This is a genomic window from Tabrizicola aquatica (assembly GCF_002900975.1).
In the GTDB taxonomy this organism is placed as follows: Bacteria; Pseudomonadota; Alphaproteobacteria; order Rhodobacterales; family Rhodobacteraceae; genus Tabrizicola; species Tabrizicola aquatica.
On sequence record NZ_PJON01000002.1, the window covers coordinates 1 to 12531 of the forward strand.

General features: G+C 65.4%; 14 protein-coding genes and 1 pseudogene. 10 read left to right on the plus strand and 5 right to left on the minus strand.

What is annotated here, in order from left to right; all coding sequences use genetic code 11:
* From CXR42_RS08355 to CXR42_RS08380, 6 genes and pseudogenes are all read left to right on the plus strand, one after another.
* A pseudogene (locus CXR42_RS08355) lies at positions 1 to 199 on the plus strand (S-(hydroxymethyl)glutathione dehydrogenase); the annotation flags it as partial.
* Between the two features lie 29 nt (positions 200 to 228).
* The gene (locus CXR42_RS08360; RefSeq protein WP_103257105.1) at positions 229 to 588 is read left to right on the plus strand and encodes a hypothetical protein; all 360 of its coding nucleotides are present in this window, start codon (positions 229 to 231) and stop codon (positions 586 to 588) included.
* Positions 589 to 840: 252 nt separating this feature from the next.
* Positions 841 to 1596, plus strand: a complete 756-nt coding sequence (locus tag CXR42_RS08365) for a hypothetical protein (RefSeq protein ID WP_146038028.1) — start codon at positions 841 to 843, stop codon at positions 1594 to 1596.
* 185 nt (positions 1597 to 1781) lie between these two features.
* Positions 1782 to 2171, plus strand: coding sequence for a hypothetical protein (locus CXR42_RS08370; RefSeq protein ID WP_103257107.1), 390 nt, complete (start codon positions 1782 to 1784; stop codon positions 2169 to 2171).
* A 122-nt stretch (positions 2172 to 2293) separates the two neighbouring features.
* The gene (locus CXR42_RS08375) at positions 2294 to 3400 is read left to right on the plus strand and encodes an acyltransferase family protein (RefSeq protein ID WP_103257108.1); all 1107 of its coding nucleotides are present in this window, start codon (positions 2294 to 2296) and stop codon (positions 3398 to 3400) included.
* Positions 3401 to 3429: 29 nt separating this feature from the next.
* On the plus strand, positions 3430 to 4173 hold the full coding sequence (locus CXR42_RS08380) for an NYN domain-containing protein (protein WP_103257710.1): 744 nt from the start codon (positions 3430 to 3432) through the stop codon (positions 4171 to 4173).
* A gap of 4 nt (positions 4174 to 4177) precedes the next feature.
* Here the strand turns inward: CXR42_RS08380 and CXR42_RS08385 are convergent, their stop codons facing one another.
* Positions 4178 to 5044 carry a LysR substrate-binding domain-containing protein gene (locus CXR42_RS08385; protein ID WP_103257109.1) on the minus strand — a complete coding sequence of 289 codons (867 nt, stop codon included), beginning with the start codon at positions 5042 to 5044 and terminating at the stop codon, positions 4178 to 4180.
* A 94-nt stretch (positions 5045 to 5138) separates the two neighbouring features.
* On the opposite strand from CXR42_RS08385, the gene CXR42_RS08390 reads away from it, so the two are divergent.
* Positions 5139 to 5348, plus strand: a complete 210-nt coding sequence (locus CXR42_RS08390; protein WP_103257110.1) for a hypothetical protein — start codon at positions 5139 to 5141, stop codon at positions 5346 to 5348.
* 114 nt (positions 5349 to 5462) lie between these two features.
* Positions 5463 to 6500, plus strand: a complete 1038-nt coding sequence (locus tag CXR42_RS08395) for an LLM class flavin-dependent oxidoreductase (RefSeq protein WP_103257711.1) — start codon at positions 5463 to 5465, stop codon at positions 6498 to 6500.
* Positions 6501 to 6560: 60 nt separating this feature from the next.
* Here CXR42_RS08395 and trhO read toward each other — a convergent pair whose 3' ends face one another.
* On the minus strand, positions 6561 to 7463 hold the full coding sequence (gene trhO / locus CXR42_RS08400) for an oxygen-dependent tRNA uridine(34) hydroxylase TrhO (RefSeq protein ID WP_103257111.1): 903 nt from the start codon (positions 7461 to 7463) through the stop codon (positions 6561 to 6563).
* Between the two features lie 100 nt (positions 7464 to 7563).
* On the opposite strand from trhO, the gene pncA reads away from it, so the two are divergent.
* On the plus strand, positions 7564 to 8172 hold the full coding sequence (pncA, locus tag CXR42_RS08405) for a bifunctional nicotinamidase/pyrazinamidase (protein ID WP_103257712.1): 609 nt from the start codon (positions 7564 to 7566) through the stop codon (positions 8170 to 8172).
* Positions 8173 to 9465 (plus strand): nicotinate phosphoribosyltransferase, encoded by a 1293-nt coding sequence (gene pncB, locus CXR42_RS08410; protein WP_103257112.1) that lies wholly within the window; start codon positions 8173 to 8175, stop codon positions 9463 to 9465.
* Here the strand turns inward: pncB and CXR42_RS08415 are convergent.
* From CXR42_RS08415 to arfB, 3 genes are read right to left on the minus strand one after another with little or no spacing between them, the layout of a single operon-like run.
* The gene (locus CXR42_RS08415; protein WP_103257113.1) at positions 9462 to 10940 is read right to left on the minus strand and encodes an inorganic phosphate transporter; all 1479 of its coding nucleotides are present in this window, start codon (positions 10938 to 10940) and stop codon (positions 9462 to 9464) included. The genes pncB and CXR42_RS08415 overlap by 4 nt on opposite strands.
* A gap of 54 nt (positions 10941 to 10994) precedes the next feature.
* A complete protein-coding gene (locus CXR42_RS08420; RefSeq protein WP_103257114.1) occupies positions 10995 to 11903 on the minus strand; it encodes a phosphotransferase enzyme family protein in 909 nt (302 codons plus the stop codon).
* Positions 11900 to 12322: an alternative ribosome rescue aminoacyl-tRNA hydrolase ArfB gene (gene arfB / locus CXR42_RS08425; protein WP_103257115.1), complete on the minus strand. Its 423-nt coding sequence runs from the start codon at positions 12320 to 12322 to the stop codon at positions 11900 to 11902. Before arfB ends, CXR42_RS08420 begins: the two co-directional genes overlap by 4 nt.
* Between the last annotated feature and the right edge of the window lie 209 nt (positions 12323 to 12531).

Sequence of the window (12531 nt, forward strand, 5' to 3'; positions counted from 1 at the left end):
GACGGGCCGGGTCTGGAAAGGCACCGCCTTCGGCGGCGCGCGGGGCCGGACGGACGTGCCGAAGATCGTCGACTGGTACATGGACGGCAAGATCGAGATCGACAGCATGATCACCCACATCCTGCCCTTGGAGAAGATCAACGAGGGCTTCGACCTGATGCACGCCGGCAAGTCGATCCGGGCGGTCGTGGTCTACTAGCCGCAGCGAACGGGAAGGAAGCAGCGCAGATGGACGACGACGACAAGCAATCGCCGAACCATCTGCGCGACGCATTCGAAAGCGAGTTATCCGTCCGGCGCGAGGCGGCAGAGGCGGCGCGACGCAAGGGCAATCTCTGGATCTATGGTGCGGGGATGGCCTGCGGGCATTTTGCCAGCTTCGTGCCCCGGTTGCTGATGGACCCCGAAGCGCGGCCGTTTCTGTTCGCCGCTCAGAAATGGGAGCTGCTGGCACTGCTTGGCGGCATTGCCCTGGCGGCGCTTCTGGGCGCCTTGGCCTTGTATCTGCGGGACCGAAGCTGGACCGAACTGCGCGACTTTTCCCTAAGCGGACTGGCCGTTGCCGTGTTGCTGGTCCTGATCCGATAAACGACAGGCACCCCATTCCATGACCCGCATCTCCATTCGCAGCACTTTCGCATCCACTGGCATCCAGGGGATGTTTACCTGCGCAGGTGCCTGGGCGGCCGCGCCAGGGACCGGGTTGCGAACCGACCACAGCCGGGACTGGCCGACCAGCAGAGGCGCCGCCGACCCGCTGACAAAGCCGTGGCCGGCGCGCGGGACAGACGCAGGCGTCCGACTGGGGAACCAAGGCGCAAACGCCCGCGCGGTGGCGGCATGAGACCGGTGCCCCCGACCGCAGTGCCATTGCCGGGACCGTGGAAACGCCGACAGATCCGGGTGCTTGCCTGGCTGGCCGGGTTCTGGCTGGTGTCAGACCTTGGGTATTATTTCGGCCTGCCCGCGCTTGGCATCGGCACCGACTACAACGGGCACCCCATGCCCATCGCCACCTATTACCTGTTCTGGTCCGGCCTGGCCGCCATCGTCTTCTGGCCGCTGTACAGCCGCTGGAATGCGGCCGGAGCCTGGCCGACCCTGCGCAACCGTATCCTGGCGGCGATCATCTGGACCACCACCTTCTCTGCCATTCTGGCTTTCCTGCACTGGGGCCTGCCCGCACTTCCGCAGGCCAGCTGGCCCGCCGAGCTGGGCGAGCCGCCGGACCTTCTGATCGCCACATCGGCCTATTTCTTTCCCAAGACTGTCGAGATCCTGTTCCAGCAGCTTCTGGTCCTGGCGATGATTGTCAGCCTGTCCCTGGACGGGCTGCCGCTTCGCACGATCTCGTTGTTCTCGGCCGTGCTGTTCGGTGCCATGCATATTCTGCTGGCCTTTTCGGGCATCCCGCCGCGCGCGGTCATCATGTTCATCCTCGCCTCCACAGCCTTTGGCCTGATCCTGCCCCGGCTGATCCTGCAGACCCGCTTCGGCCTGGGCGCCGCTTTTGCCCTGCATTGGACCTTCTATGCCGCCGTCCTGACGCAGGCACGGATCTTCGGCCCGCACGTCACCCAGACGATCGTCGGCTAAGCTGTGCCCTCGACCCCGCCCAGCGGGCCCTGGCCTTGCTGACCCAAGGCCGAGACGTCGACACGCGCCGGCATCTCGCCCATTTGCCCCGACATCGCGGCCTGCCAGTGGTGCAATCCTTGATCGCATGACTTGCCGCGTGGGTCATCGCCGCTATCCTTCCCTGCATAGAAACGCGGGACTCCATGCGCCTTGCCCTTGCCTGTGCCCTTGTCCTGTCGGCCAGCCCCCTTAGGGCCGAGCCGCCGCGCATCAGCCTGGTCTTCGGCGCCGACCGGCTGACGGCCCAGGCCGAGGATATCCGCTCGGTCCGGCGGGTCGACGAGGGGGCACAGGGCGCTGCCCTGGTGATCCGGCTGGTGGCGGGCTATGACAGGCAGATGTCCGCGCTGACCCTGGCGCATGTGGGTGAAACCGGGCAACTTCTGATCTGCGGCCAGATCGTGGTCGAGCCGGTTCTGGACCGCGCGATCCATGAGGCGGTCTTTGTCATCTCGGACACAGACCGGGCGCGGATCGACCGGCTGCAGGCCCTGCTTGACGGCCCGGTCTGCGCCCCCATTCCCCAAGGCTGACACTGGACGCAACGCCAGCGACCTGCGTAAATCACCGCAGGAGGAGCCATGCCATCCAGCTGTCCGATCAAGGCTTCGCGCACCCGGAACCCGGCAACGCCTTGCGGCCGTAGGGCCGGTCCATGACGATGTCCAATCCCGCTGCGCCCCCTGGCATCCCCCACCAGCAACGCCGCGCGCAGATTGACGGGCTGCGCGCCCTGGCAATGGTCGGCGTCCTTTACGTCCACCTCTATGACAAAAGCCCGCAGACCGAAGGGCTGCGCGTGGCGCTGTTCTTCGTGGTCAGCGGATTCCTGATCACCCATATCCTTTACACCGCCAAGGAACGCGGCGGGCACATCCACGTCCTGAACTTCTACATCCGCCGCGCGCTGCGCCTGTTTCCGGCCCTGGCAATCCTTGTGGGTATGGCGTCGATCTTTGACATCGACGGTTTCCGGCAAGAGGCGCTCTGGCATCTGGCGCAATTGTCGAACGTCCGGTTCATGCTTCTGGAAGCCTACAAACCCTGGGTGGTCAGCCACCTGTGGAGTCTGAACATACTGGAGCAGTTCTACCTGATCTGGCCGATCGTCATCCTGTTTCTTCCCCTGCATCGCATTTACGTCGTAACTCTGGTCCTGATCGTTGGCCTGACGTTTGCCTTCGCCAATGCCGACGCGCTGGGGATCGGTGGATGGGGCAAGCAACTGGTCCTGAGCGGTGGCCCGGTCGCCTTTGGGGCCTTTGCCTATCTGTTGCAGCGCCATGGCCGGGTTCGCGACGTTGTCTGCACGCCGCTTGCCGTGACGACAAGCCTTGCGGTAATCTTCGCACCGTTCGTGGCCTGGGAAGGCTTTGGCAACAGCGACAGCTACCGGCTGCTGACCATGCCCGCACTTTCGGTGATTGTCGTCGGGGCCTTCGCCGGTTTTCGCGGCCCGGTGGGCTGGGTGCTCGGCTCGGCACCAGCACGCTTTGCCAGCCAGATCAGCTATGGGGTCTACATGTATCACCTCCTGGTGTGGTGGGCGGTGGGCGAGACCTTCCCGCACCTTTATCAACCCAACTTTCAGACCTTTCTGATCATCACCGCGCTGACGGTGGTCGCGGCCACGCTGTCGTGGTATCTGATCGAAGAACCGATCTCGCGCCTCAAGCGGCACTTCCCGACAGCGACGCGCGAACACACTGGGCAGGACCGCAGCGGCGGGCTGTCCGCAGATGCAACCAAGCGCCCGGCCTGATGGAAGCCCGGCCCTTTGCCAGGACCCCCATGCCCGACAACCGCGCCCCCCGCCTTGCCGTCCTGATCGACGCCGACAACGTCCCCGCCGGCTATGCCGAGGCGATCTTCGAAGAGATCGCCAGCCTGGGCGAAGCCTCGGTCCGCCGGATCTACGGCGACTGGTCGGCGCAGCGCCTGGCAGGCTGGGCCAAGAAGGTCGCAGCCCTGGGTCTGGTGGCGGACCAGCAGTTTTCCAATACCAAGGGCAAGAACGCCAGCGACATCGGGCTGGTGATCGCCGCGATCGACTTTCTGCATTCGGGTCTTTTCGACGGCTTTGTCCTTGTGTCGTCGGACAGCGACTTCACCCGCCTGGCCGCCCGCATCCGGGAACAGGGGCTGGACGTTTATGGCATCGGCGAGAAGAAGACGCCGGAAGCCTTCCGCATGGCCTGCAAGCGTTTCATCTACGTCGAGAACCTGGGAGCCCCGGTGGAAGAGGCACCCAAACCCACCCCCGACGCGACCGAGACCAGATCCGCCGAGCCAAAGCCGGGCACCAAGGAAGCCCCGGCCAAGGCCATTCCGCTGATCGCCGCCGCCATGCGCGCCATCGACCCCGAGGGGGAGTGGTTCTCGATGGGCCAGATTGGCCAGTTCATCACGCAGGGCAACCCGGACTTCGACACCCGCACCTATGGCTCGGCCAAGTTGTCGGACCTGATCCGCAAGCTGCCCCGGTTCGAGGTCCGCCAGGAAGGCACGCAGTTGCAGGTCCGCGACAAGGCGTAAGGCGTCAGAAGATCGTCGCAAGCCAGCCCGCAAACGCCTCGACCGCCGGCCGGCGCGGGCCGCGCGGCAGGACCACGGCATAGGTCACCTCGGGCAGTCCTTTCAGCGGCAGGATCACCAGCCGCCCGGCCTGCAGATCGGCGCGGCAGATGATCTCGGTCGCGGTGCCCGCGCCCAGGCCCTGGCGGCAGGCCGACAGTTCCAGATGCGGGCTGCCCAGTTCCACCAGCTTCAGCCGCGACACATCCAGCCCGGTTCGGGCCACTTCGGCCATCTCCCATTTGCTGTCGGCACCAAGCACCCAGGGCATCTCTTGAGGGGTTAGCCCGCTTGCCGCCAGTTCCGGCGAACAGACTGCCAGCACCTGCGACCGGCACAGCGGTCGGATCTCCTCCTCTGGCCGTTCAGTCCAGCCGTCGGCCAGCGCACGAACCGCCATGTCAAAGCCATCACGGGCAAAGTCGGCCAGGGTCGGACTGGGGGACATCGCCACTTCGATCCCCGGATGCCGCGCCCAGAAGTCTGGCAGGCGCGGCATGATCCAGGTTTCGGCGATAAAGGTCGTGGTCGCCACCCGCAGGACGCGCCGCTCCTCTCCGCGGCGCAACTCGGCAATCCCGTCCACCATCGCGCCGAACCCGTCATCCAGCGCCTTGGCCAGCCGTTCGCCCGCCGCCGTCAGACCCACCTTGCGCCCGGCCCGCCGCACCAGGGCGACGCCCAACTCGGCCTCCAGCGCCCGGACCTGCTGGGTCACGGCGGCATGGGTGACGTTCAGCGCCCGCCCCGCATCGGCAAAGCTGCCGTGCCGCGCGGTGGCGTCAAACGCCCGCAGCGCCGCCAGTGAGGGAAGGTCACGCCATCTAGACACGTAAGTTCAACTTTCGTCCTAAGCATTTTCCTGATTCGGAATACCACGGAAATTCTGGCATTCCCAAGGGGTAATACAGCACGGGACGAAAGCCATGCACGGCGTCAACCTAGACCTTCTCCGCCTCTCGCCCGTCCAGCACCCGGATGGCCGGCCGACGAACCCGCATGCCCACCACCGGGCCGAGCATCTGACGACCTTGCGCGCCGCACGCCGCGCGCGTTGGCAGGCGGCCTTGTCGCGCGCCACGGCGCTGGTCGGCCGCAAAGGCCCGCTGCGCGCGGTGCGGGCGCGTTCCGCCTAGCGACGAGAGAATGAAGCCGAAGAAGGAGCCGTGCATCGCCGAACCCCGCCTCTCTCGCATTTCGCATTTCGGAACGGCGGCGCAGAGCCTAAGTTGGGGGCGAAGGAGACCCCGATGACGACGATTTCCCTTGGCCTCGACACGTTCGGCGACATGACCCTCGGCCCCGATGGCAAGCTGCAATCCATGGACCAGGTCCTGCGCGAGGTCGTGGACCAGGCGGTCCTGGCAGACGAGCTAGGGATCGATTTCATCGGGCTGGGCGAACACCACCGCGACGACTTTGCCATTTCGGCGCCCGAGATCGTCCTGGCCGCCATCGCCGGGCGGACGCAGCGGATCAAGCTTGGAACGGCGGTGACGGTCCTGTCCACCGACGATCCGGTGCGCGTCTTCCAGCGCTTTGCCACGCTGCACGCGCTGTCGAATGGCCGGGCCGAGCCGATCCTGGGCCGGGGTTCATTCACGGAAAGCTATCCGCTTTTCGGTCATGATCTGAACGATTATGAACAGTTGTTCGAAGACCGGCTCGACCTCTTCGCCAAGCTGACGCGTGAGGCCCGGGTAACCTGGTCCGGCCAGACCCGCGCACCACTGCAGGACCAAGCCGTCTATCCGCAACCCTCCCAGCCGATGACGGTCTGGGTCGGGGTGGGCGGCAGCCCGGAAAGCGTGGTGCGCGTGGTGCGGCAGGATCTGCAACTGATGCTGGCGATCATCGGCGGTGACGCGGCCCGCTTTGCGCCTTACGTCGATCTTTACCAGCGGGCCTGCGGACAACTTGGTCGTCCTGTGCGGCCAGTAGGGGTGCATTCGCCCGGCTTCGTGGCGGAAACCGACGAAGCGGCGCAGGAAATCCTCTGGCCGCATTACGCCGCCATGTTCGGCCGCATCGGGCGCGAGCGGGGTTGGCCCCCGGTCACCAAGGACCGCTTCCTGGCCGAGGTGCAGCACGGCGCCCTCTATGTCGGCAGTCCCGAAACCGTGGCCCGCAAGATCGCCCGGACGGTGCAGGTGCTGGGCATCCAGCGGTTCGACATGAAGTATTCAACCGGTCCGGTCCCGCACCGCGACCTGATGTCCTGCATCCGGCTTTATGGCGAGCGGGTCATTCCGATGGTCCGCGAGATGCTGGCCGACAAGGCCGCCTGATCCAGGCCGGGTCACGCACGGGAGCAGGGTGGGCGATACCGCCCACCTTACGCCCTGACATCATCCCCCAAGGTGACGCTCGCCACGGCTGGCCGCAAGTTGCATTTGCCGCTGCCGTTCGCGGAATCGCTCGCGATCCGATTGTGAATATTCGTTCACACAGGCCGGGCAGCAGACGCCTTCCTCATAGGCCGGATGTTGGCGTTCCGCCTCACCCACCGGGCGACGGCACGCGCCGCAGGTGCCCAGGCCACCCGGCTCCAACCCGTGCCCGACCGAGACGCGATCATCGAAAACGAAGCACTGGCCCTGCCACAGGCTTTCCGCCTGGGGCACATCTTCCAGATATTTCAGAATCCCACCCTTCAGGTGGTAGACCTCGTTCAACCCCTGACCCAGAAGGTAGTTCGTCGATTTCTCGCAGCGGATGCCGCCGGTGCAGAACATGGCGATGCGCTTCCCGGCGAATTTTTCGCGGTTAGCCTGCCACCAGCCCGGAAACTCGCCAAAGGAGCGGGTGCCGGGGTCGACCGCGCCCTGGAAGGTGCCGATTGCCACCTCATAGTCATTCCGGGTGTCGATGACGACGGTATCGGGATCACTGATCAGGGCGTTCCACTCGGCCGGCGCAACATAGTTCCCGACCCGGGCCAGCGGGTCCACGTCCGGCTGGCCCATCGTCACGATCTCGCGCTTCAGTTTAACCTTCATCCGGCCAAAGGGCACCGTCTCGGCCTGGCTTTCCTTCCACTCCAACCCGGCACAGCCCGGCAGGGCGCGGATGGCGGCCAGCACCGCGTCGATCTCCGCGCGGGGACCGGCGATGGTGCCGTTGATCCCCTCGGGCGCCAGTAGAAGCGAGCCCTTTACCCCCTGTGCGCCACAAAGTTCCACAAGGCCCGGTCGCAGGGCGGCGGGGTCGGGAAATCGGGTGAAGTGATACAGCGCAGCGACGATCAGCATGTCCCCCCTTTGCGCCGAAGCCCCCCGAAATTCAAGCGCTTCGCTTGACGCACCCCGGCCCCGGACTTACGCAAGGGGAATGACCCGGGGAGAGGCCGCCATGAAACCCGCAACCGACGCCTTGATCGTGATCGACGTACAGAACGACTTCTGCCCAGGCGGTGCGCTGGCCGTGGCGGGCGGTGACGAGATCATTGCCCGGATCAACGGGCTGATGGGCGCATTTGCGACCGTTGTCCTGACCCAGGATTGGCACCCCGCCGACCACGCCTCCTTTGCGGCCAATCATCCGGGCGCCGCGCCGTTCAGCCTGACGCAGATGCCCTATGGCCCGCAGGTCCTGTGGCCCACCCATTGCGTGCAAGGCACCAAGGGGGCCGAGTTCCACCCCGACCTGCGCACCGATCCGGCGCAACTCATCGTCCGCAAGGGCTTTCGTGCCGGGATCGACAGCTATTCGGCCTTTTTCGAGAATGACCGGACGACGGCCACAGGTCTTGAAGGCTATCTGAAGAACCGGGGCGTGACCTCGGTGACACTGGTTGGCCTCGCCACCGATTACTGCGTTGCCTATTCCGCGCTGGACGCCGCGCGGCTGGGGTTCAAGGCCACGGTGCTGGAAGGTGCTGCGCGCGCCATCGACCTGAACGGCTCGCTTGCCGAGGCGCGGGACAAGATGCGCGCGGCTGGCGTCGCGCTGGAGGAGTAGATGGTGGATATCGCGACCCGGGTCTGGAATCACAAGTGGAAGATCGACCCCATCGTGCGGTCGCTGATCGACACCGACTTTTACAAGTTGTTGATGTGCCAGTCGATCTTCCGCAACAAGCCGGACACGACGGTGGTGTTCAGCCTGATCAACCGCTCGACCAAGGTCCGCCTGGCTGACCTGATCGACGAGGGCGAATTGCGCGAGCAGTTGGACCATGTCCGCTCGCTTAGCCTTAGCCGCGGGGAGAGCACCTGGCTGCGCGGCAACACCTTCTACGGCAAACGCCAGATGTTCCGCCCCGACTTCATGGAGTGGTTTGAGGGCCTGCGCCTGCCCGCCTATCACCTGGAAAAGCGCGACGGCCAGTTCGAGCTGACGTTCGAGGGCCGCTGGCCAGAGGTCATGCTGTGGGAGATCCCGGCGCTCGCGGTGCTGATGGAACTGCGCAGCCGCGCCGTCCTGAACGACATGGGCAAGTTCGAACTGCAGGTCCTTTACGCCCGCGCCATGACCCGCCTGTGGGAAAAGATCGAGCGGCTGCGCAAGATCGACGGCCTCAAGATCGCAGATTTCGGCACACGCCGCCGGCACGGTTTCCTGTGGCAGGACTGGGCTGTCCAGGCGATGCAGGAAGGGCTTGGGTCCAAGTTCATCGGCACCTCTAACTGCCGCATTGCCATGCGCCGCGACATCGAGGCGATCGGCACCAACGCGCATGAACTGCCGATGGTCTACAGCGCCCTGGCCGATACCGACGATCAGCTGCGCCAGGCGCCCTATCAGGTGCTGGCCGACTGGCAGGAAGAGCACGACGGCAACCTGCGCATCATTCTTCCCGACACCTACGGGACCGAAGGTTTCCTGAAGAACGCGCCCGACTGGCTGGCAGGCTGGACCGGCATCCGCATCGACAGTGGCGACCCCGCGCAAGGGGCCGAAATCGCGATCCGCTGGTGGCAGGACCGGGGCGAAGACCCGCGCGAGAAACTGGTGATCTTCTCGGACGGTCTTGACGTGGAATCGATCGAGGCCCTGCATGCCCGGTTCAAGGGCCGGGTCAAGGTCTCGTTCGGTTGGGGCACCATGCTGACCAACGATTTCCGTGGCCTTGTCGAAGGCGACGCGCTGGCGCCGTTCAGCCTGGTCTGCAAGGCGCTGTCCGCGAACGGGAGGCCGACGGTCAAACTGTCGGACAACCCAGCGAAAGCCATGGGACCCGCGCCTGAGATCGAGCGTTACAAGCGGGTGTTCGGTGTCGGCCACCAGATCACGCAAGAGGTGCTGGTCTAGCCGATCGCGCGCAGCACCGTGAACAGGACGGCCGATAGCGCAGCCGTCAGCGGCACGGTGACGACCCAGGCTGCCCCGATGGACAGCACGTGCGCGCGCCGAACCAGTTTGCGGCGGCTCCGCTCTTCCGCAAGCAGGGGGGTGCCCTTCTGCAGGTTCAGCGCCCTGGCCCGACGTTCGGCATGCCATTCCCGGTAGAACCCGACGCCAAAGACGCCCCCGACGGCAATATGGGTCGAGGAGACGGGCAGACCCAGCCAGGATGCGATGATGACGGTGATCGCGGCCGACAGCGCCACACAATAGGCCCGCATCGGGTTCAGCTTGGTGATTTCCTGCCCGACCATCTTGATCAGCTTCGGCCCGAACAGCAGCAGCCCGAACGAGATGCCGAACGCGCCGATCATCATCACCCACAGCGGGATCTCGACCTTGGCGGCGGTGCCTTGATCCTGCACGGCATGGACGATTGCGGCCAGCGGTCCAACGGCATTTGCCACGTCATTGGCGCCATGTGCAAAGGACAGCAGCGCGGCAGACAGGATCAGCGGCAGGCCGAACAGCTTCTTCACCGTCTTCTTGCGGTTCTCCATCCCCTCGGATTGGCGTCGGATGATCGGCCGCATGACCAGGGTCGTAACCGTGGCGACAGCAAGCCCCAGGAGAACGGCCGTGCCAAGGTCGATGTCGACGACCTTCTTCAAACCCTTCATCGCCAGATAGGTGGCGAATGTGCCGGCCATGATCCCGATCAGCACCGGAACCCAGCGCCGTGCCGCGGTGATCTTGTCGGGCACATCGTTGATCCAGCCCTTGATGAAGGCCAGGAACAGCGCCGCGACGACCCCACCCAGCACAGGCGAGATGATCCAGCTGGCGGCGATCTGGCCCATCGTCGGCCAGTTCACCGCGCCAAATCCCGCCGCCATGATCCCAGCGCCCATCACGCCACCGACGATGGAATGCGTGGTCGAGACCGGCGCGCCCATCCAGGTCGCCAGGTTCAGCCACAGGGCCGAGGCGATCAGCGCCGACATCATCGCCCAGATGAAGGTGTCGGTATCCGCCACGGCCTCGGGCGCGACGATCCCGCCAGAGATTGTGCCGACCACATCGCCGCCCGCGATCAGGGCGCCCGCCGTCTCGAAGACAACCGCGATGACCAGCGCGCCACCCATGGTCAGCGCCTTGGCGCCCACAGCAGGCCCCATGTTGTTGGCCACGTCATTCGCACCGATGTTCAGCGCCATATAGGCCCCGAAAGCGGCTGCAGTGACGATGATCAGCGTGCCGGACTGCTGGCCGGCCAGCACAAAGGCCAGCAAGGCGCAGACCACGACAAAGACGAACGCGATGCCCGTCGCCACGACCGGCCGGCCGATTGCGGCGGTTGCGGATTCAAGCTGGCTAAGCCGCGCAAGATCCTTGTCCAGGGTCTTCCACTGATTGACCGGTCTCGCACCTGGATCTGTCATGGAATCGTCACGCCGCTGTTACATGGGGCGGTGAATACCTGTTCGGATACGGGGTCACAAGCGATTCAACACGCGATCCGCGCAGGCGACGGCACGGGCAAGATGACTGTGGTGGATCGGATCCGACGCGTGAAGCCGCGGCATCGTCCAACCGACCGAGGCCAAGGTTCGGGCCAGGATGAACGCCTCGACCATCTCGCGCTCCCTGGTGCCATACCCATCCATCAGCGCATCGCGCAATTGCGGGTGTTCGGGATGCTGCACGGTCTGCACCAGCGCGGTCCCCAGGTCGTGCAGGCGGAAGCCAAAGCCTGAATCGTCAAAGTCGATCAAGGAAACCGAACGACCATTCACCAACACATTCTCGCGCAGAACATCGGCGTGGATCAGCCCGATTTCTCCGACCAACCTTTCGCGCAGGGCGTCGCGGGCGCGGATCAGCGTGGCGCGTTGGTCAGGGCTGGCGGCCGGATGCTCCCAAAACCGGCCCCAAAGCGGATCGTCGCCGGCCAGACCCTCGCGGTCCCAGCGCGGGCGGGTGAAATCGGGCGGCAGGGTCAGCGCGTCCGTGGCGCGATGCACCCGTGCCAGCAGCGCACCAAGCGCATGGTAAAGGTCCAGCACCTGCGCCAGGGGCCGATCAAAGGGCTTCGCGGCCTCGCCCAGCGCCTCGCCCTCGATCCAGGCGATGGCCGAGGCGTGACGACCGTCGGCAAGCCTGACCAGCAGGTGCCCCTCACGGTCCGGCAAGGCGGCCGGGACCGGCAACCCCGCCTTGGCCAGCGCGGCGCACCACCACAACTCGGATCGGATCGCCGGCGGTTCCTGATACCCCGCCCGATGCAGCCGCAGCGCCGCGCGGCCCTGGGGAGTGAGCATCTCGTAAACGTGGTTCTCGCGGTCGCGGATCAGGCGCGTAACCCGACCTTCCCAATGGGCTGCTGCGGCCTCGACCGGGGTCACTCGTCATCCCCCACCTTGCCACGCAGCGCCTTGACCTCGCCGCGCTGGGTCTTGGCGGCAACACGGCGGCGCTGGCTGCCCAAGGTCGGCTTCGTCGCGATCCGCCGCTTTGGGGTGACCAGTGCGGCGCGGATCAACTCGACCAGCCGCTCACGCGCAATCTCGCGGTTCTGGGCCTGGCTGCGGGTGTCCTCGACCTGCAGGACAAGCGCCCCCTCGGTCGTCCAGCGCCGCCCCGCCAGTTTCTTCAGCCGCGCCTTCACCCCCGGCGTCAGATGCGGCGACCGTTCCGCCTCGAACCGCAGTTCGACGGCGGTCGAGACCTTGTTGACGTTCTGCCCGCCGGGGCCCGAGGCCCGCATGAAGCTTTCGGACAGTTCCCATTCGGCGATGGCAAGGGTTTCGGTGATGTGCAGCATCGGGTCAGGCTATTCACAGGGGTAAAATAGAGAAAGGGTTGCCCTGCTCAGGCAACCCTTTCCGAGATCCAAGGAGATGGGCCAGTTAGGGCATCCAAATCCAATCGGTGGTCTATTTTCCAGGGGCTGCCCTTAGAAAATACTCCCTCCGACTGTCCCGACACCTCTCTCCAATATCACTCTAGACACTGGATCACCTCCTTTCAAAT

Coding starts and splice junctions, on each gene's coding strand:
- CXR42_RS08370 (WP_103257107.1), top strand. CDS start 1,782: ATGCGCCTTGCCCTTGCCTGTGCCCTTGTCCTGTCGGCCAGCCCCCTT.
- CXR42_RS08375 (WP_103257108.1), top strand. CDS start 2,294: ATGACGATGTCCAATCCCGCTGCGCCCCCTGGCATCCCCCACCAGCAA.
- arfB (WP_103257115.1), bottom strand. CDS start 12,322: ATGCTGCACATCACCGAAACCCTTGCCATCGCCGAATGGGAACTGTCC.
- CXR42_RS08380 (WP_103257710.1), top strand. CDS start 3,430: ATGCCCGACAACCGCGCCCCCCGCCTTGCCGTCCTGATCGACGCCGAC.
- CXR42_RS08360 (WP_103257105.1), top strand. CDS start 229: ATGGACGACGACGACAAGCAATCGCCGAACCATCTGCGCGACGCATTC.
- CXR42_RS08390 (WP_103257110.1), top strand. CDS start 5,139: ATGCACGGCGTCAACCTAGACCTTCTCCGCCTCTCGCCCGTCCAGCAC.
- pncA (WP_103257712.1), top strand. CDS start 7,564: ATGAAACCCGCAACCGACGCCTTGATCGTGATCGACGTACAGAACGAC.
- trhO (WP_103257111.1), bottom strand. CDS start 7,463: ATGCTGATCGTCGCTGCGCTGTATCACTTCACCCGATTTCCCGACCCC.
- CXR42_RS08365 (WP_146038028.1), top strand. CDS start 841: ATGAGACCGGTGCCCCCGACCGCAGTGCCATTGCCGGGACCGTGGAAA.
- CXR42_RS08395 (WP_103257711.1), top strand. CDS start 5,463: ATGACGACGATTTCCCTTGGCCTCGACACGTTCGGCGACATGACCCTC.
- CXR42_RS08415 (WP_103257113.1), bottom strand. CDS start 10,940: ATGACAGATCCAGGTGCGAGACCGGTCAATCAGTGGAAGACCCTGGAC.
- pncB (WP_103257112.1), top strand. CDS start 8,173: ATGGTGGATATCGCGACCCGGGTCTGGAATCACAAGTGGAAGATCGAC.